We start from the raw sequence: 20,411 nt of genomic DNA on the forward strand, positions 1-20,411 counted from the left end.
TTATCTCGAAAACAAAGGATGAATGTGAGACCTTATGAAGCCGTGTTATGTAATTTTGATTTTCAAGATATAGCGCTCCATTCTTAACTAGATCAAGAGTTCTTTCACTTTCACTTAGTTGGCCTAAGATCTCAATCTGTGCAGTAGGTAGTTGTGGAATAGCCTTTCTAACTTTGTGGCGAAATGCTTTTAAGCCAGCCTTTTTGTGTTGAGATTCTTTGTAATAAGCCCAGATTTTTTCTAAGCTTGCAAACAACTTACATAAAATAATTATCAATAAGTGTGAAACGCTATAAAAAATAACAATAAGGATAAATGATGCGTAATAATCTTGAACTCCACGGCTTGCAATCAGTTTTTCACCTTTATCCCAAAATATCACCAAGTTAACGCACGTAAGTAAAACAATAGCAATAGTCTTAGCTGATGAATTTGGGCTGATAAAATCCTTTAGCCAACTAATCACGATATCTCCTTACGCTATTGATAATTAGCAACCCAGCCTACTCAGCTTTTATGCCAAACTTAATTGTTGATCTCATCGCAACCCCCACCCTGACATTGATGCACTTCCACAGTGATATGTCCCAGCCTAAGCCCACCACCACGCCGCTTCAAGCTTTGGGATTGCATCAGTAAGGCCTTATAGTAATCCGGCGCTTTAGGGTTATGTGAGACCACCGAGATGATCGCGGCAAAATGGTCGGGGCCTACGCGCCAGACGTGCAGGTCGGCAATGCGGTTGTCGGCATCGCTTTCGATGATGTCCTTTATCGCCGTCTTTTGTTTGACGGCGATACTTTCATCCAGCAAGACCGGGCTGGTTTCCTTCATCAACGAAAAAGACCATCTTGAGATGATTAGCGCGCCGACCATTCCCATGACCGGATCGAGCCAGTTCCAGCCGTATGTTTTGCCGGAATATAAGGCAACGATTGCGAGCACGGACGTTAGGGCATCGGCCAGCACATGAAAATAAGCGGCCTTGAGGTTATGGTCGTGATGATGTCCGTGTTCATGAGAGTGTCCGTGCTGATGCGAGTCTTTAAGTAGCAACGCGCACACAAAGTTAATAAACAAACCGAACCCGGCAACCAACAACGCGTGGTCGAATTGGATGATACGGGGTGTAAGGATGCGTTCACTGGATTCAATCAACATCATCAAGGCAACCACGCCCAAGGCGACGGAACTGGCAAAACCGCCCAATACACCAACCTTGCCGCTGCTAAAAGCAAACTTATCGTCATGGGCATGGCGGCGGGAATAACGATACGCGTATAAGGTGATCATAAAGGCGGCAACGTGCGTTCCCATGTGCCAACCATCAGCCAGTAACGCCATCGAGCCAAACATCATGCCTGCGGCGATCTCCAGGATCATGGTCAGCAGGGTCAGCACTAAGACCAAGCGTGTCCTGCGCTCGCCTTTCCTGTTGATAACGGAGTAGTTATGGTCGTGCTGTAATCGATTTAAGGTGTCAGTATGCATATCGCTGCCCACTTTGATTTAAGGCATGGTCATTGTTTCTTTTCACTTTAAAACCAAAAATGTACCCCTGCCACAAATCGGGTTTCTTCGGGCCTGTTTCCTTGCGACTTAATAATATCAGCAGCAGATCCAAACGTACTCGCCCATTCGATGCCGACATAAGGCGCAAATTCACGCTTAAATTCATAACGTAACCGCAAGCCAGCCTCAATATTGGACAGGCCGCTGCTAACCAAACGAGAGAGGTCGCGTTGGCTATAAAAGTTCATTTCGATGCGGGGTTGCAGTATTAATTTTTGGGTGATTAACACATCGTACTCCGTTTCAAGGCGAAAGGCAGTACGGCCTTCTTCGCCGACGTAAGCGGTCGCTTCGATATAAATCCAATAAGGCGCAAAACCTTGTACGCCAAAAGCACCCCAGGCTCGATCTACCCCAGCGCCGCTGTCATAGCGCACGCCCAGTTGGGTATCCCAGAAGGCGGTCAGCGCATGCCCCCAAAGCACTTCATTACGATTATTTTTGAATGTACCCCGGTCGATTTCACCCTCAGCGCGAACAACTAAGCGGTTATAATCTTGCCCATACCACGCCTGCCAATCATAGGTCATAGAAAAATTGTCTTGGGCGTGGAGACCTTCCAAACGGTCGACAATTAATGACCCCAAATTGGGGTTATCGCTCATTAGGGATCTTGATAAACCGCTGTAATCGTTACCATCGGCAGAAGCATGGGGATCGCGGTTTGTAGTCGCTTGTTGAAGGGGCTGGCCTGGAATAAGGCTATGCCTTGAATGGTCGCTGGATGGTTCGTCTGGGGCAGGTTCGCTGTGTATCATTTTGGAATGATCCATGCTTTGGTGGTCATGGCCCGTCATCATGTCCTTATTGCTTGAATCAGGTTCTTCCGCCCAGGCCATGGTAAAGATTAGGGGCCATAAAAAGAAAACCAGCTTAAGGAAAAAGCTCAAGATACCACCACTTCCCGAAACATCCCCGCATGCATGTGGTAGAACAAATGGCAATGCCACGGCCAGCGGCCTAGCGCGTCGACGGAAACCAGAAAAGTGATGCGCTGCGCGGGCTGGACAATAATCGTATGCTTACGCACCTGAAATTGCCCGTCCGGGCTTTCAAGATCGCTCCACATTCCGTGCAAATGCACCGGATGCGCCATCATCGTATCATTCGACAAAATGACCCGTAAGCGTTCGCCGTAGCGGAAATGGATAGGTTTGGCTTCGTTATATTCCACCCCGTCGAATGACCAAGTGTAACGCTGCATATTGCCTGTCAGGTGCAACTCGATTTCCCGCGAGACTGGCCTGTTATCGGGCGATCCACCTAGTGTGTGCAAGTCGGCGTAGGTCAGGACGCGCCTGCCGTTATTCCTAAGGCCGACACCGGGATCGTCCAGGTTAGTGCGCGGCGTATCGACCCGCATGTCGACACTTGCACCAAATTCCGTGTTGGCATGGTGGACTTGGACAGGTTTCTTATTGGTGACAGCACCGCTCATGCCTGCCATATCGTGCAACCTGTGATCCATCTGGCTAGTCTGTTCAGATGTCATATTGCTATGATCCATCCCTGCCATTGCGTGATCCATGCCCGCCATATCATGATCCATAGCCCCCATCATATCTTCCATTGTCAACGGTACTGGCTTGTCTAGCTTGGGTATAGCCGCAGACAACCCTGGTTGCGTTGCCAACGTGCCATGGACACAGCCCGTCCGATCCATCGATTGGGCGAATAAGGTATAAGCGGTTTGCTCAGGCGATAGGATGACATCATACGTTTCAGCCAAACCAATCCGAAATTCATCGACAGATACGGGGTCGACATTCTGCCCGTCCGCAGCGACCACCGTCATTTTTAGTCCCGGAATCCGCACATCGAAAAATGATTGGGCGGAGGCATTGATAAAACGCAAGCGGATTTTTTCTCCCGGCTTGAACAAACCCAGCCAGTTGTCCGCGCTGGCGTGGCCATTGAGCAGATAAGTGTAAGTTGATGCCGAAATATCCGACAAATCCGTTGGGTTCATCCGCATCATGTTCCACATGTGCCGTTTTTCAATTGCCTGAGGAAGCCCTTCTTCGACAATATCTTTAAACAAATCAACAATTGTAAGCTGATTCAGGTTGTAATAGGCACTTTCCTTTTTGAGCTTGGCAAACACCGCCATCGGGTCTTCATCCGTCCAATCAGACAGCAACACCACATAATCACGGTCAACTTTGATGGATTCCGGCTTCGCCGGTTCTATGACGATTGCGCCGTATAACCCTGTTTGTTCCTGCATCTCGGAATGCGAGTGATACCAATACGTGCCTGATTGCTGGACTTTAAAATGGTAGGTAAACGTTTCGCCGGGGGCAATGCCATTGAAACTGATCCGGGGCGCGCCATCCATCTGGTAAGGCAGGATAATCCCATGCCAGTGCAACGATGTTTCCTTGGTAAGCAGGTTTTTAACCCGCAAGGTTACTGTATCGCCTTCTCGCCAATGCAAAGTCGGGCCGGGGACAGTACCGTTAATAGTCGTGGCGATCCTCTCTGTGCCAGTGATATTGACTGGCGTATTGGCAATAGTCAGGTCAAATTCCGTGCCGCTAAGCACCGGGACAGCTCGGGCATTTGCCCATGCCCTTGTTGTTTTGAAATAAGGCAGCGAAACCATCAAGGCGCAGCCATTCAATAGCTTTTTCAGGAAATTCCGCCGCGAAGGGCGGGCTAAAGACTCAAGGCCATTTGTTTGGGAGGTCATTAGTTAATCGATATTCAAGATTAATAAGCCGTCATCACTGTAAAACAGCAGGATACAGTAACTGGAAAATTGCCAAAAGCGGGGCTTTTGCCTTAATGCGTCCAATTATAATGTCATAAAGCAATATGACCTGAATTTTTGCTAAAAGGCACCAACCGGAAATAGCCTAATTTTTCCCGTTTTTGTGACAAAGTACCCAAAAATAATTGCTGGATGCCCTTGCTTTTTTAATGAGAATTGTTATCATTAACATAACCTTTAACTTTTTAGGAAATGCCAGATGTACGTATGCGTTTGTAAAGCGGTAACGGACACCCAAATAAAACGCGCCATTCATGAAGGCGTGAGTTCGCGCCGCGAATTGTTCAAATGCTTGGGCGTGGGTGGCGACTGCGGCAAATGCAATCCTCACGTCAGGGAACTGCTGGATATTCATACCCAAAGTCACCGTTGCAACCAATCCTTGATGCAAAATACGCCAAATCCGTCTATACTCGCAGCTTAATAGGCTTGACGAGATAGACCCATGAAAGGCGACCCTAAAGTTATTGAATTCCTTAACAAAGCACTCACCAACGAATTAACCGCCATCAACCAATACTTCCTGCACGCTAGGATGTTCAAAAACTGGGGCTTCCATAAGCTCAACGAAAAGGAATACCACGAATCGATCGACGAGATGAAACATGCCGATATTTTGATCGAGCGCATCCTGTTTCTCGAAGGACTGCCCAATCTACAAAACCTCGGCAAGCTGAGGGTCGGTGAAAATCCGGAAGAAATGTTGCGCTGCGATTTAAAACTGGAATATGAAGCCATCCCGCCCTTGAGAGAGGCTATCGCTTACTGCGAGCAAGTTAAAGACTACGTTTCCAGGGAGATTTTCGAACATATCCTTGAAAACGAAGAAGAACATGTTGACTGGCTAGAGACACAGTTTGAGTTAATTGATAAAATAGGCATCCAAAATTACTTGCAATCGCAAATCTGAAAGCATTGTTTTCTCTTTTTAAGTTACAAGTATTGTCTAGTTTTACCATTATCAAAGTTTTCTTATGTCCCAAATTGTAGTTTGCGCCCTGTATAAATTTGTCAACCTGCCGGATTACCAGCAACTTCGGCAACCCCTGTTTGATGTGATGGACAATAACCAGATTAGGGGAACGCTCCTGTTAGCCCGTGAAGGTATCAACGGCACCGTGGCGGGTACACGCGCCGGCATAGATACCCTATTGAACTGGTTGAGACAAAAGCCAAGCTTGGCTGAGATCGACTGGAAGGAATCCTACACGGACAAGCCGCCCTTTAACCGCGCCAAAGTCAAGCTTAAAAACGAAATCGTCACGATGGGCGTTGAAGGCATCGACCCTAAGCGGGTCGTCGGAACTTACGTCGCCCCAAAAGATTGGAATCATGTGATCTCCGATCCTGAAGTCCTGCTCATCGACACCCGTAACGATTACGAATACCAAGTTGGAACATTTAAAAACGCCATTAACCCAAATACAGAAAGCTTTCGCGAGTTCCCACAATATGTCAAGGAACATCTCGACCCTGAAAAGCACAAAAAAGTCGCCATGTTCTGCACCGGCGGCATACGCTGCGAAAAATCCACCGCGTTTTTAAAAGAGCAAGGTTTTGAGGAAGTCTATCACCTCAAAGGCGGCATCCTTAAATACCTGGAAGAGGTGCCTGTGCAAGAAACCCTCTGGCAAGGCGAATGTTTCGTTTTTGACGAACGCGTTACCGTCAACCATCACTTGGAAAAAGGCCAGTACGACCAATGCCATGCTTGCCGCATGCCGATAACGGAGGTTGACAAAGCCAGTGCAATGTATGAAATCGGCGTCAGTTGTCCGCATTGCCACGGCCTAAAATCCCCGGAGCAGAAGAGTCGTTTTGCGGAACGCGAAAAGCAAATCGAACTCGCAAAGTCACGTGGTGAAAGCCATATCGGTTCGGAAGCCGCCAAAGCCTTGCTTGTCAAACGGGAAGTCAAATTAAAACGACGGCTGGAAGCGGAGCAATTAAAGTTGGCATCCGCCGAGCTCGCCAGCGCAGGCTAATACGCCATTGAAAAAAGCCCAAATCGGCCAAAAAGCGCCGTTATTTTCGGTATCCGATTGGGTTCAAGGAGAGCCGACCAATTTCGACCAACTGGCAGGCAGGGTCGTACTGGTAGAGGTATTCCAGGTCAACTGCCCCGGCTGTTTCCTGTATGCGCTTCCGCAAGCGATTGATTTCCATCAACGCTATTCATCCTTAGGCCTGACCGTACTAGGCATCGCCACCGCATTCGAAGATTTCGACAAAAATACCTTGGAAAACCTGGTTAAGCTTGTCAACCACGGCGAAGTGATCGGCGAAACCCTGCAACTGCTGGATCAACAGGGAATCCTGGAAGCGGGACGTTTGCCTTACGGCATCCCCTTCCCTTTGGCGATGGATACACTCATCAAACAGGATGGCGACTTAAGCGAAAACCATATTACCGCCTTTATTGACGAGCATATCCCAAGCTTTGAACAACAACCCGCAACATACCGGGAGAAAGTCCTGGAACAAGTCCGTGCTCACCTGCAAAAACTGGAGTACCGCGCCCAGACTTTTGAGAATTATAACTTGAAAGGGACGCCTTCACATATCTTGGTCGATAAACAAGGGATACTCAGGGATTGCGCCTTTGGCTCCCATCCCGAATTGGAAAAGCAAATCCAGGGCTTGTTGCAGGAATAAACCCTCAGTTGCCGTGCGATTGTATCCGAACAATCTGACGGTCATGGATACGCGAAAACAGGGCTAAAGACGTAGTAGCGCCGATCAACGCAAGCAACATGTCCGATTGGGTATCCCACTCATCACCTTGAGTCCCCAAAAACTCATAAGCGCCTTGTTCGATGGCAATGGCGACTCCCCATTCGATCAATTCATAAGTCGCGCTAATTGCCAAGACTATGCTAATGACGATGAACCTAAGCATCTTTTTCCCCCTCACATATTGCCCGCGAACCAGTATTTCTCGGGCGATCAACGCGGGAACAAAGCCTTGAAAAAAATGACCGACCTTGTCATAGGGATTGCGACTGAGGCTCAACCACTCTGCAAGTTGAAAGCCAAAAGGCACTCGCGCATACGTATATGTACCACCGACCATCAGCACACAGGCATGAAGAAAGATTAAGCCATAGACCAAATTGGTCAGCGGGAAACGGCGATAAGTCACCCATAGGATGGGTAAAGCAACGGCTATAGGGAAGATCTCAAGTACCCAAGTCGTGCGGTCGTAAGCTTGTAAGCCGGACAACGCCAAAAGCGGGACTATGGCGAAGGAAGCAAACATAAGGGAACGCGGTCGTTGAAGTGACATATCTGGGGCTATTAAGCTTAATTATCTAATCGGGATGTGTATAAATATAGCCGAGGAAGCTGGATAAATAGGACCCATTCCTGCACTAGTTGACGCTACCCGCAGAAGGACAATGCCTTGCCGTTCGTCCTAAGCTTGACCAAGGAAGCTTGTCAAAGGACTAATCAGGGATCATAATTCGTCGCACATCTAATACATCAAAAATAACCATTACCCTCTTATCCTAAAGGCCAAGGTATCTCAGGAAAAAACTCCGCCTGCATTCTACGGCAGTAATCCAGTAAATTTTGCTTGCTTAGCGCATAATCTTTCACAGGTGATTCGATGGGGCAACCCAGGGTATTGATGAGGATGCCATAAGCGCTTGCATCCAGGCCAGTCGGCTTATCACCCATAAAATAGGGCTTACTGCCAAGAAAATCGGCTAGGCTGTCTATATCTTCCTTGGCAAGTTCAACTATTTCTTCTTGCGTTAACCGACCAATGCCGTGCCCCTTAATCTGTGCTTTGATCCTGATGCGATAAAGTGCCGCCGCCAGATCACGGGCAATCGGCGGAAGACCGCTGAAGATCGCCTTCTTGTTAGTTTGCCAGTTCCCTTCAGTATAATTCCAGCGTGTGTACATGCTGATCCAAAATAGGTGCTCTTCCAAAAGCCGCTGGTAAGCCTTGGCAATTCCTTGCTGCTCCGGCGAAAGCAGTGCCTTGTCGTTATCGCCGTACGTTGCCTTAAGGTAATTCACTATCATTCGCGTATCGGAGATTTTTTGGCCTTGGTCTTCAATATACGGAAGCTTTCCCCTTGGCGCTTTTAGCGGCAAGGTTTCCACAATTTCGTATGGCAGTTTGTTAATCCGCAAATAGGTCTCTAGCTTGGTGCAAAAATGGCTCAAGTTAGGGATACTCCAGGTACGGGCAAACTGATACAGGGTAATCATTATGGCTTCCAAGGCAGGGTTAACGATAGTTACTGCAAAATTACAAGTGAGTATCTTAAGCGTGAAGTTTAGTTTAAGCAAGCCAGTTAAGTCGCCCAATAAATTGCCTGTCGGATTGAATCCTCAAAACGATTCGGTTGGGATAAAATAGCCCAATTTGCCTCAAGTGATAACGGCCATGACCCAAACTGTTTATGTCGAAAGAAAGAGCGGTACTGACTTGCTCCCTTATATTCCCGAACTTGCCCGGCTTCGGATTGAAGTGTTCCGGGATTTCCCTTATTTGTATGACGGTACGATTGAATATGAACAAAAGTACTTGCAGACTTACATTGACCATCCCGACAGCGTCATCGTATTGGCCTTCGATGACGAAGACAACAAGATCGTCGGTGCATCGACCGCTATCCCTATGCGCGACGAGACCGCAGAATTGCAAAAGCCTTTCCTGGAACAGGGCTACGATCTTAACAAAGTGTTTTATTGCAGTGAATCGGTGTTGAACAAGGCTTATCGAGGCTTAGGTCTAGGCGTGCGCTTCTTTGAGGAGCGCGAAGCCCATGCGGCGGAATTGGGCGGCTTTGAACATATTACTTTTTGCTGCGTCGAACGTCCTGCCGACCACCCCAGGCGACCTGCGGATTACGTGCCGTTGGATCAGTTCTGGAATAAGCGCGGTTATTTCAAGCATCCTGAACTGACGACGACCTATGTTTGGAAGGATTTGGACGACACCGAAGAAACCGCAAAACCCATGACATTCTGGCTGAAACATGACCGTTAAGATCGCAACCGCCCAGTACGACATCAGCTTCCTGGAAAATTGGCAAGCTTACCAGGACAAAATCGGGCGCTGGGTTGTAGAGGCCGCAGAGCAAAATGCACTTATCCTGTTGTTTCCCGAATATGCCAGCATGGAGCTTGCGTCGCTCTTCGGCCAGGCTATTTATTCGTCCCTGAGCAAGCAGCTTGCCGCCATGCAGTCTGTGCATGACGACTACATCGAACTCTTCAAAAGCTTGGCGGCGCAGCACCAATGCATTATCCAATCCGGCAGTTTTCCAGTCCAGGTTGAGCCGGGCGTTTACCGTAACCGCGCTTACCTGTTCATGCCCAACGGCACGCTTGAATACCAAGACAAACTCATCATGACGCGCTTTGAAAACGAACAATGGCTGATTCACGGCGGCGAGGAATTAAAATGCTTCGACACCGAATTCGGCAAAATCGCGATCAATATTTGCTACGACAGCGAATTTCCCTTGCTGGCGAGAAAACAGGTGGAAATGGGGGTTAATTTAATCTTAGTGCCAAGCTGTACGGATACTTTAGCGGGATTCCATCGGGTCAAAATCGGTTGTCAGGCCAGGGCGCTGGAAAATCAGTGTTATGTCGTGCAATCGTGCCTGGTGGGCAATGCGCCTTGGTCGGAAGCGGTCGATGTCAATATCGGCGCGGCGGCGATTTACACGCCGGTGGATCGTGGGTTTCCCGATAACGGCATTTTGGCCGCTGGCGACTTGAATGCCGTGCAGTGGGTGTTCGGCGAGGTGTCGCTAAGCGCCTGTGCAGTCGTGCGCGAACAGGGACAGGTATTTAATTACCGCGATTGGCCTTTGCAAAAGGCTTTGATTTAATTAGGCCTAACGGTCAGCCATTAATTTTTTAGGCTTTGGAGGGCTCTTCCTTGACTGGGCTCTCTGCCAACAATTTTAAAAAATCCTCGCCGGGTATTGGCCGACTGAATAAAAACCCCTGGAACACTTGGCATTGATTTTGTTCTAGGAAGTCAAATTGCGCTTCGTTTTCGACACCTTCGGCAACTGTTTCCATACTCAGCCCATGAGCGAGGGCAAGAATAGACTTGACGATAGCCTGACTGCTCTTCTCCAACTCAAGATGGCGAACGAAAGATTGGTCGATCTTAATGATATCGAGCGGCAGTTCTTTAAGGTATGAAAGGGACGAAAAACCCGTCCCGAAATCATCCATAGACAGGCTAAGCCCAAGGGCTTTAAGTTTGTGCATTCGCTCAACGCTATCTTTAATGTTTCCAATAGCCACGGATTCAGTGAGCTCCAGTTCGATAAACTGTGGGTTCACCCCGGTTTTGGAAAGTATTTCAGCAATTTTATCTACCAGATCAGGCCGCTTAAACTCGATGCCCGAAAGGTTGACAGAAACGCGTATAGGCCTAAAGCCCTTAGCATGGCATGCTTTGACCCACAAGCACGTCTGTTCGAAAACCCATTGTCCAATCTCAACGATCAGGCCGGTATGCTCCGCCAGGGGAATGAATTTCGCCGGCGAAATAAACCCCAGCTCGGCATGTTGCCAGCGGATTAAGGCTTCGGCCCCGACAATTCGCCGACTCAAATCAACCTTAGGCTGGTAGTAAACCCGAAGCTCTTCCCTGGCAATCGCCCCACGCAGTTCCTGTTCCAGCTTGATATTTTCCAGCGCAGCCGCATTCAGTTCGGGCGAATAAAACCGAAAATTGGCGCGACCTTCGTCCTTAGCGTGGTACATGGCGGCATCTGCATTTTTGAGCAAATCCTGGGGGTTATCGGCATCCCTGGGAAATATCGCAACCCCAAGGCTTGCCGTAAATGTCATGGCGTGTCCGGCAACAACCAGGGTGTGGTTAAGGGCGGCCAGAATTTTTTCGGCGATGCTGCTGACCATCGACATCGGATTATGGTGATTATGGAGATCGGTAATGACGATGACGAATTCGTCCCCGCCAATCCTGACGACCAAGTCCGTCTCCCTGACGCAATTGACGAAGATCCGCGAAACCTGGGTCAGAAGCTCATCACCTGCCGCATGCCCCAATGAGTCATTCACCGTCTTGAAGCGATCCAGGTCGATAAAAAGCACGGCAAGCTGAGTATGGTCGCGCTTGGCACGCGCCAACTCCTGCATCAACCGATCATTGAGCACTAAACGATTGGGCAAGCCGGTCAGGGGATCGTAGTGTGCCTGTTGGTAAAGCTTCTCTTCCCAGGCGGCATTGGAGAGGGCGACGGCAATTCGATCGCCAAAATTCCTTACCGCATCGCGTGATTCCGGTGGGATAGGGTTGCGCCCTTGGTAACCCAGGCAAATTATCGACGACAATGTCCCGTTCACAACAACGGGGACAATCAAGAACGTCCAATCGTCAACACCCCTAAAGGCTTTAAGATAAGCCGACAGCTTTCCGTTTACGTTAGTCTCAATCAAGCTGCCTTGCTTCTCTAGCAAGCTTAAGATGTCCTTTTGGCCCAACATGATCGGCTTAGCCATGATGTCGGTATCATGTCCGGTTCGCCGGGTATGGATGTCGCTTACTTGGTATGTTTCCGGATCAACCTTGGCGATGGAGATCAGGTCGCAATAAAGGACACCGGGCAAGCGGGTTAAAGCAATGTCTACAATTTCTGTGGCATCTAATGCAGAAAGGATATGGCGGTCGATTTCCGCCATAGTGGACAAGATATCAAACTGGCTACGCAAGCGACGGGTCATCTCGTTAAACGAATCGGCCAACTCTTCGAATTCATCATGGCTATTGATGTTCACGCGGGAACTGAAGTCGCCTTCCGCAATCCTGAGGGTCGCAGCTTTCAACCGTTCAAGCGGGGTCAAATATTTCGTTATTAACCGGGCACTCAATAACGCGACGATCAGGACGGCAAGCACAATGACAGGAGGGTAGATGGCGCTGAATTGCTGGATAGCGGCAAAAGCCAAGGATTCCGGCTGAGCTTGCACAATGACTATTATGCCAGAGGCAAACAAGGCCTTCAAAGGGAGATTCCTATAAACGCCAACATAAGCATCATCCCTATAATTCAAATCGAATTGTCCACTGTCGGCTAAAGAAAACTCCGACCTGACTTCACGCGGTAGGACGAAATCTGGCTTGGAAGCAAATAACAATTGATTCGTTTCGTTCATCACCCAGAGTTCGTTAGGTTCAATATTTTCTGCCTTCCATAATATTTCGGGCTTGAGCCTCCCCATTAGGATGCTGGCTTCATGATGGGTATAGGCAAGACTAACAGCCATCCAAAGACGACTGTTTCCTGGTTCAGGACCGACAACTGGCTTGATAAGGCTTTTACCAACAGCAATTTCTTGAATTTCTAGCGCCGTTAGATCTGGAATAAATCCTGTTTTACTGACTAGTGAAGTTTTTTCACCATTGGGAGCGACAATCACCAAGTCGTCGAATTGGCCTACAAGGCTTTGTTCGTTAATAAACGGAATAAGGCGAAACCCATTACCAAATTTCTCAACTTTGATCGCCACCAGACGCAGGGCGCTTTCAAAGTTGTTCAAACGGTCAATAAAGCTCATCATATAGTCTTTACAGCTTCTGTGGAGAGACTTAGCGGTTTGGAGCCTAAGCTGCTCACTGACCTGCTGGTATGAGAGCAGCCCGAGTATCCCAATAGGAATTAGGGCTGCGAGAATGAATGAAACCAGGATGCGACGTGCGACCTTATTGTCTAAAAATGATAGTTTTCGCGCCATCGCTTGGGTTTAATCAGAAATCGGAGGCTAGCCCGATAAAAGCGCCGTCATGCGCCACGATGACATCGTCCTTACTATCATCTTGCGTAAGTTGTTTCTTAGAAAGGCCATCTTTACCCTTGCTGTACAAGTCGTAAAGAGTGTTGATTGGGTTTTCGTTTCCATCTTGCCGTCTTTGGTCGTCACCTTTGTCTTCCCCTTTAGGTTTGTCTTTTCCCTTGAGTTTATCGTCCTTATCATGGCTAAAATAAACATAGGGCTTCCCCCACGGGTCTATACCATTGTTAGGGAGGCATCCAGCAATGTCTTCCATAGCCGATGGATAATCGAATGTCTCAGTGTGGTAGCGTTCAATACAGACTTGGATGAAATTAATATCGGAAATAGCCTTATTAATATTGATTTTTTCTATATATCCGTTATAGGTTGGAATGGCAATTGCGCTCAATACGCCGATGACCGCAAGGGCGGTCAAGAGTTCCAATAGCGTGAATCCGTTGCCTCCTGCGTTACTTTTATGGATCACCTTTGAAAATTGATTATTAACTACTGGCACACGACGTGGAAAAGTATACGTCGGGCGCGATATGGGGTTTTGAGGCCAATTAAGCCGAGATTGCCACGTTCCTAGTTGCAAGGCTTCAGGCCTTTGAAGGGTTTTCGTCACGTCGTCCATTTGGAATTTCATGACCCTAAAAGAACCTCATCCATCAAACGAGCCTGATAGCGATATTGAAAGATAGGCCAAGTTGTATCCATTCTGGTCATAAATAAAGTACGGTGTTTCAAAATAAAAGAACAGTCCAAAGTTTTATACGGATAATCCCCTAATCAAAATTCCTGTTACATTAGCAATCGGCAATCCCTAAGCATTGGCTGACAGCGCTACAGGGTATTAGTTGCAGTATAGCGCATTGTCGTTACGTAAAATGAGCCCTATATCTAAAAACTGACAAAAAAATGTTAATCAACTCAACTTATATCGCCTCAGGGTTTCTTTTAGCCTCAATGGCAATGCGGAATGATTCCTAGCCGTTGACGTCAATATCACTGCGTCCGTGTGACAATATGCCTGGTGGACATTACTGATAACTCTGTTTGGGTGCTGGGGATTTAAATGCCGTGCAATGGATTCGGCGGGGGCTGGCTTCGTGTGCGATCATGCGGGAAGGGGTGTTTAATTTCCGGAATTGGCCCTTACAAAACACTTTGACCTGATGGGTGGCCTTAATCAATCGTTGGCGAAGTCCTACGATAAGTTTCCTGCGACGGGCTCAGGACGAACGGCATCGCAAATTCAGGGTTGGCTTAATTGAAGATAGACTCAAACGAATAACCACTGATCTCCAGGATTTCCTTTAACCGTTTCAAACCGTCCATCTGGATCTGTCTAACACGTTCCCTTGTGACGTTCAATTCCTGGGCGACCTCTTCCAGCGTTGAGTCTTCGTAGCCGCACAAGCCATAACGACGGCAGATCACTTCGCGTTGTTTTTCGGGCAACTGAAACACCCAGGAAGCGACATTTTGTTTCATGCCAACTTCTTGCAACTGTTCTGAAGGCGATGCGCTGTCGCTATCGGAAAGCGAATCGACCAAAGGTTGGTCAAAATCCTTGCTGCCGGGGATGTCAATGGATGTCACCCGTTCGTTCAGCTTGAGCATTTTTTCGACTTTACCGACAGGCTTGCCCAAATGCTTGGCGACATCTTCCGCACTCGGTTCGTAATCCAGCAATTGTGCCAGTTGGCGCTGGGCCTTAAGGTAGGTGTTCATTTCTTTGACGATATGGATCGGCAGACGGATGGTTCGCGTCTGGTTCATGATAGCCCGTTCGATAGTTTGCCTTATCCACCACGTCGCATAGGTCGAAAAACGGAAACCCCGCTCCGGGTCGAATTTTTCGACCGCGCGGATCAAACCCAGGTTGCCTTCTTCAATAAGGTCTAACAGCGGTAATCCTCTGTTGAGGTAACGCCTTGAAATTTTGACCACGAGCCGCAGATTGCTCTCGATCATGACTTTGCGGGCTTCACGGTCTCCCTTGAGGGCTAGTGTCCCGTAACTTTTTTCTTGCTCGGCGGTCAGCAGTTTCGATCGGCTAAGTTCATTCAAATAGACCCGCGTGGCATCAAAGCCGCTCTCGCCTCGTGCCTGAAGCAAGACGGTTTCTTCGAGGACGAGCTTGTCGTCTACCAAATCATCTTCGTCCAGAACATCCTCAAGAGGCGGTTCGTCATCAAAAATGACACTTATGTCTTCATCCGTAGGTTCAAATATTTCTTTGTTCATTTCAATTCCCGACCTAGTCTGCCTACCCTAAAAAGGGGGTTAATACGGCACTGAATTTTTAGTGTAGATAAGATTTTTCGATAATTCTCTAAGTCCCAAATGTTGCAAAATATCAATACATAAAAACGGGTGCTGCTTTAATGTGCAGGCAAAACTGTCAAGGGATTAATCGGTTTGCCATTTTTTCTGATTTCAAAGTGTAATGATGCTTTTTTTAATCCTGTTCGACCCACTTGACCAATGGCTTGGCCTTTTCCTACATACTGGCCTTCCTTGATCATCAGCTTGCTGTTATTCGCGTATGCGCTTAAGTAAGTTTCGTTATGCTTGATGATTGCCAAGTTACCGAAGCCGGCCAGCCCTTGACCGCAATAAACCGCCTTACCTGATTCGGCAGCGTACACTGATTGCCCCGTTTTTCCTGTGATAAGTATCCCCTTGTTATCGGTTTGAGAGAAGTTTCTGGAGACCCTACCTTGCAGCGGCCACTGAAAGCTTAACTTTAACATTTTTTTATTATCAATTGAAATAATTGATTTTTTAATATTTTTCTCCGTTATTTGAAGATTGTCCAGTGATTTTGTATTGTTGTGCTGATTTTTTTGTGTATTTGCTTCATTAGCATTTGATATTCCTTGCTTATTTTTCAATTGTTGGACAGGTTTCTGGTCAACCTTTGCGGATTTTTGCGGGACAGGGACTGGATAACTGCCGGAGTCAGGGTAATCTGTTTTGTCTTTTACGGGCTTTTTTGCCGGATTGGTCAAAGGCAGCGGTTGTTTTGACTGCGCCTGAGAAAGATGATGAGGGAGTGTGCCCACATCAGGTGCCCTAGTAGCTGAGTTTTGGCGGATGGCTTTGGCTGGCCTCTCATTATGGAGAATCTTGGCTTTTTTTTGTCGCTTATTCAAGCTGTTGCCCGGCTTAATCCGGCGACGATCTCGGACATAGCCGTTATCGGGTTCAACCGCTTGGTTAACTGTCTTGACAGGGGCAAAGTTGGGCGGTTGGGAACATGCCGTGACAATCAGGAACACTACCGACAGCGGCAAGGAAATTTTTGGACGCTGAAATGTCATGATAGGCATTATTTATTCAGTAAGGTTTTCTTCGCCAAATTTATTTTGGCCGCCAAATAATCTGAGCCTCCCCGATCAGGATGGATTTTCTGCATAAGCTTACGGTGCGCGGCAATGATGTCCTGCTCGGATGCGCCGGGTTTTAGCCCCAGCACTTCATAGGCTTCAGCTTTGTCCATACTGGTTTTGGGGGTGCCAGGACTGCCACTTTGTCGGCCAGCCGAGTAGTTTTTGGCATTGACATAATCCAGCCATATCCGATGCAAATAGGGCGCATAACGCATTAATACCGGCAACATCCGAACGACAAAAGCCGCTAAGATGCCTAACAACGCAAACAATCCGTTTAAGTGTCCTGTCGCCGCAAGCACAATGAACACAGCGGCAAGCAACACGTAAAAAAAAACTTTTAGCATCCTCGCCACTTTCCCTGGCGGTGCTTTCTGAAACGCCCGCAACACATAATAGGCGAGGATGACCAACAATAAGGCCAAATAGATTCGGATCACACTTTTCTCCGGCACGCAGGCCGTTGGTTTTGCTATTTCTTAGCTGCAGCTTAAATAATACCTTAGAATACCGCCACTAACGATAGTTGCCTTCTTTTATTTAATCGCGTTGATGCCCATGAAAAACGCCAAAGTCCCCATTTTAGGTTTTGCGGCCCATAGCGGCACGGGAAAAACTACGCTGTTGACACAACTCATCCCGACCTTAAAGCAGGACGGCTTGCGGATTGGCTTAATCAAACACAGCCACCATAATTTTCAGATAGACCAGCCCGGCAAGGACAGTTTCCGTTTGCGCGAAGCCGGTGCATCGGCCGTTATGCTGGTGTCGTCGCATAGGCGAGCGATTATCACGGAATTTTCGACCATAACGGAACCCCTATTGAACGAACAATTATTGGCATTCGACCAATCGGAACTGGATTTGATCCTGGTTGAAGGTTTCAAAGCGACGCAATTCCCTAAGATTGAATTGCACAGGCCTTCACATAATATGTCCTTGCTATACCCCAACGACCCTAGCATTATTGCCGTTGCCAGTGATATACCCTTAAGCATTCCCTCAACATTGGTGCAACTGGACCTCAATCAGCCTGGGCAAATAGCCCAATTCATCACCCAACAATTTATGGGACTGACATGATTGACCCGTGCAGCCTTGGGCCGAAGCCCTTTTTGAGCGTTGATGAGGCCTTAGCAAGGATTAAAGAAGCCATCCAACCGGTTACCGGTTCGGAAAAGGTGGAGCTGGAATCTGCCCTGGGGCGAGTCCCGGCAGAAGACCTGGTTGCGCCCATCAATATTCCTTTTGACAGGAATTCCGCCATGGATGGTTATGCCTTATCGAGTAAAGATATTGATGCTACCCAGCCATTTACGCTGGCTTTGGCCGGAACTTCATGGGCCGGTAAACCTTATGCCGGAAAAGTGGAAGCCGGGCAATGTGTGCGGATATATACGGGCGCGGTCGTGCCAAATGAAACGGATTCCGTGGTCGTCCAGGAACAAGTTAGTACAGATGGGGAGAACATCACATTTCCGGCAAATGCTGCCGCCTATCGAAACATTCGGGAAGCGGGCGAAGATGTAAAGCAAGGCGATCTGCTTTGCCCAAGCCAACGTCAATTAACCCCTGCGGACATTGGCTTATTGGCTGCGACCGGAATCGTTGCTGTTTCGGTAAAGCGTAAACTTAACATTGCATTCCTTTCCACAGGCGACGAATTGATAAGCTTAGGCCAACCGCCGGAGTCGGGAAAAATCTACGATAGCAATCGTTATATGTTAGCGGGATTGCTGGCTGATCCCAGCTACAACACAGTCGATATGGGGACGATACCGGATGACCGTCAGTTGCTTGAAGATACCCTTAAAAAAGGGGCTGAAAATAATGATGTGTTAATCACAACAGGCGGCGCTTCAGTGGGGGATGCCGATTATATCCATGATATTTTGGCAAGCTGCGGCGAAGTCAAGTTCTGGAAAATTGCCATCAAACCCGGCAAGCCGCTGGCTTTTGGCAAAATCGGGATGTGCTATTTCTTTGGCCTGCCCGGCAATCCAATTTCGGCGATGGTGACTTTCAAACAATTTGTGGCACCGGCACTTAAACGACTCTCAGGTGCGGCGGCAACCAAACCGTTGCGGTTGTTGGCAACCTGCACCACGGCCTTGAAAAAAGCACCGGGGCGCCAGGAATTCCAGCGAGGTATCCTTACCCAAGATGCGGACGGCAATTTTTTTGTGGCTTCTGCCGGACACCAGGGTTCGCATATCCTAAGCTCAATGAGCCGTGCCAATTGCTATATTATCTTGCTGACTGAACAAAAAGGCGTAGCCAGCGGCGAACCGGTATGGGTTGCACCGTTTAGCACTTTCCTTTAGCATTAATACCTCGCCACCGAGCTATCGCATTTAAGCGACCAAGCATCAATGCCACCAACCAAGTTGTTAATTTTGCTGAATCCTACCTGGGTAAGAAAATTGGCGGCCTGCATACTCCGTATACCGTGATGGCAAATCAGCACAATTTCCTGCTCCATATCCAATTCCGTCAAACGTGCCGGAATTTGGCCCAGCGGGATCGTCACACTGCCTTCTATACGGGCGTGGGCAAACTCAAAAGGTTCCCTTACATCCAGCAGGATGATCGGCTCCTTCTCCTGGATTTTAGTTTTTAATTCGATGGCAGAAAGTTGCTTAATTGGCATGGGTATCGCTCTTATTAAATTGGGGCTGTTAAATCCGGTTAATAAATCGTTCCAATCGCTGCACGGCAACCGCCATGCGTCCGACAGATGTAGTATAAGCAAAACGCAGGTGCTGGTGTGCGAGATGGCTACCAAAATCTTTGCCGGGTGTAACCGCCACACCCTCTTCTTCCAATAAATCTAGCGCGAATTGATAACTGTCGTCGGTGAATTTTGCGCAATTGGCATAGATATAAAACGCGCCGTCGGGTTTATTGGGCACTTCAAACCCTAACTGTACGAGCGCGTCATAAAGAAAATCGCGCCGAGTGGCGAATTCGGCCCGTCTTTTCTCCAACTCGATTAAGGTGTCCGCATCGAAAGCCGCCAATGCCGCATTTTGGGACAATGTTGGGGTAGCAATAAACATATTTTGTGCCAACTTTTCGATAGCTTCCACAAATTCATCCGGCACAATCAGCCAGCCGATCCGCCAGCCAGTCATGCCAAAATATTTGGAAAAGCTGTTGATAACAAAGGCATTGCTACTGAATTCCAGCGCAGTTGGCGCTTGTTTGCCGTATACCAGGCCATGATAGATTTCGTCAGAAAAAAAACAGCCGCCCTTGTCAGTGACGGCATGGATGCATTCCTTGAATATCTCCGGCTCTATAAGCGTACCCGTAGGATTTGATGGCGAGGCAATTAAAACGCCTTTTGTTGATTGAGACCAGTGCCGCCTAATTAATCCTTCAGTCAACTGATAACCCATCGTTGCATCGACAGGCAAGGCCGTCGCTATGCCCCCAAATAACTTAATGAAATTGCCGTTACAGGGATAACACGGGTCAGCCATCAGGAATTCATCGCCAGGGTTCACGCTAGCAGCCAGTGCCAAAAGGAATGCCCCAGAAGCGCCCGGCGTTACAAATATACGCTTTTGGTCTATAGTGACGCTGTGCTGTGCTTGATAATAAGCGGCTATTTTTTCACGCAATTCCGGCAATCCTGCAGCAGGCGTATAGTAGATGTTGCCAGTTTGTAGAGATTTGGCAGCGGCATCAATAATGGCCTGCGGCGTGGGAAAATCGGGCTCCCCAATTTCCATGTGAATAATGTCGCGTCCTTGGCTTTCCAATTGCTTGGCACGGCGCAACAGTTCCATGACGTAGAAGGGTGAAATATCGGATGTACGGCTAGCTAACTTGTTCAACATAAGCCTATATTTTTATTTTGGCTAAAATCATAGCAA

At 48.0% G+C, this 20,411-nt stretch carries 21 protein-coding genes; 8 read left to right on the top strand and 13 right to left on the bottom strand.

Annotated elements, in window-relative coordinates:
* The 4 genes from MGMO_RS07000 to MGMO_RS07015 all read right to left on the bottom strand — a co-directional run.
* The coding region (locus tag MGMO_RS07000; protein ID WP_036307230.1) for a hypothetical protein at positions 1-466 on the bottom strand (466 nt) is incomplete at its 3' end.
* A 59-nt stretch (positions 467-525) separates the two neighbouring features.
* Entirely contained in the window at positions 526-1,491 is a 966-nt protein-coding gene (dmeF, locus tag MGMO_RS07005; RefSeq protein WP_023494340.1) for a CDF family Co(II)/Ni(II) efflux transporter DmeF, read from the bottom strand.
* Positions 1,492-1,538: 47 nt separating this feature from the next.
* The gene (locus MGMO_RS07010; protein ID WP_023494341.1) at positions 1,539-2,411 is read right to left on the bottom strand and encodes a copper resistance protein B; all 873 of its coding nucleotides are present in this window, start codon (positions 2,409-2,411) and stop codon (positions 1,539-1,541) included.
* 47 nt (positions 2,412-2,458) lie between these two features.
* Positions 2,459-4,264, bottom strand: coding sequence for a copper resistance system multicopper oxidase (locus MGMO_RS07015; protein ID WP_023494342.1), 1,806 nt, complete (start codon positions 4,262-4,264; stop codon positions 2,459-2,461).
* A gap of 280 nt (positions 4,265-4,544) precedes the next feature.
* On the opposite strand from MGMO_RS07015, the gene MGMO_RS18950 reads away from it, so the two are divergent.
* The 4 genes from MGMO_RS18950 to MGMO_RS07035 all read left to right on the top strand — a co-directional run bounded on the left by MGMO_RS18950 (position 4,545) and on the right by MGMO_RS07035 (position 7,000).
* Positions 4,545-4,769 (top strand): (2Fe-2S)-binding protein, encoded by a 225-nt coding sequence (locus tag MGMO_RS18950; RefSeq protein WP_023494343.1) that lies wholly within the window; start codon positions 4,545-4,547, stop codon positions 4,767-4,769.
* A gap of 21 nt (positions 4,770-4,790) precedes the next feature.
* On the top strand, positions 4,791-5,255 hold the full coding sequence (gene bfr, locus MGMO_RS07025; protein ID WP_023494344.1) for a bacterioferritin: 465 nt from the start codon (positions 4,791-4,793) through the stop codon (positions 5,253-5,255).
* A 64-nt stretch (positions 5,256-5,319) separates the two neighbouring features.
* Positions 5,320-6,330: an oxygen-dependent tRNA uridine(34) hydroxylase TrhO gene (trhO, locus tag MGMO_RS07030; RefSeq protein ID WP_023494345.1), complete on the top strand. Its 1,011-nt coding sequence runs from the start codon at positions 5,320-5,322 to the stop codon at positions 6,328-6,330.
* Positions 6,331-6,337: 7 nt separating this feature from the next.
* Complete coding sequence (locus MGMO_RS07035) at positions 6,338-7,000, top strand: peroxiredoxin family protein (RefSeq protein ID WP_023494346.1); 663 nt, start codon at positions 6,338-6,340, stop codon at positions 6,998-7,000.
* 4 nt (positions 7,001-7,004) lie between these two features.
* On the opposite strand, the gene MGMO_RS07040 is transcribed toward MGMO_RS07035, so the two are convergent.
* Together MGMO_RS07040 and MGMO_RS07045 are read right to left on the bottom strand one after the other, a co-directional pair.
* Positions 7,005-7,631 (bottom strand): DUF2238 domain-containing protein, encoded by a 627-nt coding sequence (locus MGMO_RS07040; RefSeq protein ID WP_051383988.1) that lies wholly within the window; start codon positions 7,629-7,631, stop codon positions 7,005-7,007.
* Positions 7,632-7,849: 218 nt separating this feature from the next.
* A complete protein-coding gene (locus MGMO_RS07045; RefSeq protein ID WP_023494348.1) occupies positions 7,850-8,668 on the bottom strand; it encodes a glutathione S-transferase family protein in 819 nt (272 codons plus the stop codon).
* 79 nt (positions 8,669-8,747) lie between these two features.
* On the opposite strand from MGMO_RS07045, the gene MGMO_RS07050 reads away from it, so the two are divergent.
* Both MGMO_RS07050 and MGMO_RS07055 read left to right on the top strand, forming a co-directional pair.
* Positions 8,748-9,353 (top strand): GNAT family N-acetyltransferase, encoded by a 606-nt coding sequence (locus MGMO_RS07050; RefSeq protein WP_023494349.1) that lies wholly within the window; start codon positions 8,748-8,750, stop codon positions 9,351-9,353.
* Positions 9,343-10,206 (top strand): carbon-nitrogen hydrolase family protein, encoded by an 864-nt coding sequence (locus tag MGMO_RS07055; protein WP_023494350.1) that lies wholly within the window; start codon positions 9,343-9,345, stop codon positions 10,204-10,206. The genes MGMO_RS07050 and MGMO_RS07055 overlap by 11 nt, the downstream gene beginning before the upstream one ends.
* Positions 10,207-10,234: 28 nt before the next feature.
* Here MGMO_RS07055 and MGMO_RS07060 read toward each other — a convergent pair whose 3' ends face one another.
* The 5 genes from MGMO_RS07060 to MGMO_RS07080 form a co-directional block, all read right to left on the bottom strand.
* Entirely contained in the window at positions 10,235-13,090 is a 2,856-nt protein-coding gene (locus tag MGMO_RS07060; protein ID WP_023494351.1) for a putative bifunctional diguanylate cyclase/phosphodiesterase, read from the bottom strand.
* A 13-nt stretch (positions 13,091-13,103) separates the two neighbouring features.
* Positions 13,104-13,616: a prepilin-type N-terminal cleavage/methylation domain-containing protein gene (locus MGMO_RS07065; protein WP_036307255.1), complete on the bottom strand. Its 513-nt coding sequence runs from the start codon at positions 13,614-13,616 to the stop codon at positions 13,104-13,106.
* Between the two features lie 782 nt (positions 13,617-14,398).
* Complete coding sequence (rpoS, locus tag MGMO_RS07070; protein ID WP_023494353.1) at positions 14,399-15,382, bottom strand: RNA polymerase sigma factor RpoS; 984 nt, start codon at positions 15,380-15,382, stop codon at positions 14,399-14,401.
* Between the two features lie 137 nt (positions 15,383-15,519).
* Positions 15,520-16,470, bottom strand: coding sequence for a murein hydrolase activator EnvC family protein (locus tag MGMO_RS07075; protein WP_023494354.1), 951 nt, complete (start codon positions 16,468-16,470; stop codon positions 15,520-15,522).
* Entirely contained in the window at positions 16,470-16,970 is a 501-nt protein-coding gene (locus tag MGMO_RS07080; RefSeq protein WP_023494355.1) for a DnaJ domain-containing protein, read from the bottom strand. The genes MGMO_RS07075 and MGMO_RS07080 overlap by 1 nt, the downstream gene beginning before the upstream one ends.
* A gap of 118 nt (positions 16,971-17,088) precedes the next feature.
* Here MGMO_RS07080 and mobB point away from each other — a divergent pair, with 118 nt between their 5' ends.
* Both mobB and moeA read left to right on the top strand, forming a co-directional pair.
* Positions 17,089-17,613 carry a molybdopterin-guanine dinucleotide biosynthesis protein B gene (gene mobB, locus MGMO_RS07085; protein WP_023494356.1) on the top strand — a complete coding sequence of 175 codons (525 nt, stop codon included), beginning with the start codon at positions 17,089-17,091 and terminating at the stop codon, positions 17,611-17,613.
* Positions 17,610-18,854 (top strand): molybdopterin molybdotransferase MoeA, encoded by a 1,245-nt coding sequence (gene moeA / locus MGMO_RS07090; protein ID WP_023494357.1) that lies wholly within the window; start codon positions 17,610-17,612, stop codon positions 18,852-18,854. The genes mobB and moeA overlap by 4 nt, the downstream gene beginning before the upstream one ends.
* Positions 18,855-18,856: 2 nt before the next feature.
* Here moeA and MGMO_RS07095 read toward each other — a convergent pair whose 3' ends face one another.
* Positions 18,857-19,180: a rhodanese-like domain-containing protein gene (locus MGMO_RS07095; RefSeq protein ID WP_023494358.1), complete on the bottom strand. Its 324-nt coding sequence runs from the start codon at positions 19,178-19,180 to the stop codon at positions 18,857-18,859.
* Between the two features lie 28 nt (positions 19,181-19,208).
* Positions 19,209-20,375, bottom strand: a complete 1,167-nt coding sequence (locus MGMO_RS07100; RefSeq protein ID WP_023494359.1) for a pyridoxal phosphate-dependent aminotransferase — start codon at positions 20,373-20,375, stop codon at positions 19,209-19,211.
* Positions 20,376-20,411 lie beyond the last annotated feature (36 nt).

Source organism: Methyloglobulus morosus KoM1, assembly GCF_000496735.2.
Taxonomy (GTDB): Bacteria; Pseudomonadota; Gammaproteobacteria; order Methylococcales; family Methylomonadaceae; genus Methyloglobulus; species Methyloglobulus morosus.